The sequence below is a fragment of the Mycobacterium sp. NGS26 genome (genome assembly GCF_059813025.1).
The window spans coordinates 1-1,090 of sequence record NZ_JCALDU010000019.1 but is presented as its reverse complement, the minus strand read 5'-3'; the positions used below and the strand labels follow the sequence as shown (position 1 = coordinate 1,090).

The 1,090-nt window shown below is 69.1% G+C and carries 1 protein-coding gene; it reads left to right on the top strand.

Going from position 1 to position 1,090, the window contains the following annotated elements:
• The coding region (locus tag AC5Y6X_RS24340; RefSeq protein ID WP_499989703.1) for a condensation domain-containing protein at nucleotides 1–1,090 on the top strand (1,090 nt) is incomplete at both ends.

The window sequence follows — 1,090 nt, the reverse complement described above, 5'->3', positions numbered from 1 at the left end:
CGTCGCGCTGAGCGTAGGCGATGCCGCACTCGGGGCGGTTGTCAAAGACATCAAGGAACAACTGCGCGCCCTGCCCGACGGTCTGACCTACGGTCTGCTGCGCTACCTCAACCCCGAGATCGGTTTGGCCGCATCCGATCCGGCGATCGGCTTCAACTACCTCGGACGCCTCGGCGCGGCCTCGTCCGAGGCATCCGCGGAGCTGTGGCGGATCGACCCCGACGGCATGTCGGTTACCGCGACGGCAGCGGCGGTGCCCATGCCGCTGGCGCACACCCTGGAGCTCACCGCCGCCGCCGTCGACACCGACACCGGCCCCCGGCTGGAGGCCGACTGGACGTGGGCGCCCTCGGCACTCGACGACGCGCAGATCAGCCGGCTCAGCCAGCTGTGGTGTGACGCCCTGACCGGCATCTGCGCCCACGTCGAACGTGGTGGAGGCGGGTTGACGCCGTCGGATATTGCTCCCGCCCGGCTGAGCCAGCAGCAGATCGACGAGCTGCACCGGCAGTACCGGATCGCCGACGTGCTATCGCTGACCCCGGTGCAGCAGGGGCTGCTCTTCCACGTGAGCAGCGCGCGGCCCAATGACGATGATCTGTACGCGATGCAGCTCGAGCTCACCTTGACGGGTCCGCTCGACCCCGACCGCCTCCACCAAGCCGTGGACACCGTCGTCGCCCGCCACCCCAACCTGGCGGCCCGCTTCTGCAACCAATACGACCAACCGGTACAGATCATTCCGGCCGACCCCGTGGCGGCCTGGCGGTATGTCGACCTCAACGGCCATGACCTCGACGCCGAGGAGCGGGTCCAAGAACTGTGCGCCGCCGAACGCGCGGCGGTCTGCGACCTGGTCCATCCGCCGGCGTTTCGGGCCGCCCTGATCCGCACCGCACCCGATGTGCATCGATGCGTGCTCACCTTCCACCACATCGTGATGGACGGTTGGTCGCTGCCGATCCTGCTGCGGGACATATTTGCGGGCTATTACGGGCAGCGGCTGCCCGCGGCGGTGCCGTATCGCAGGTTTGTCACCTGGCTGGCCGATCGAGACCACGACGCCGCCCGCGCGGCCTGGCGCGAGGCG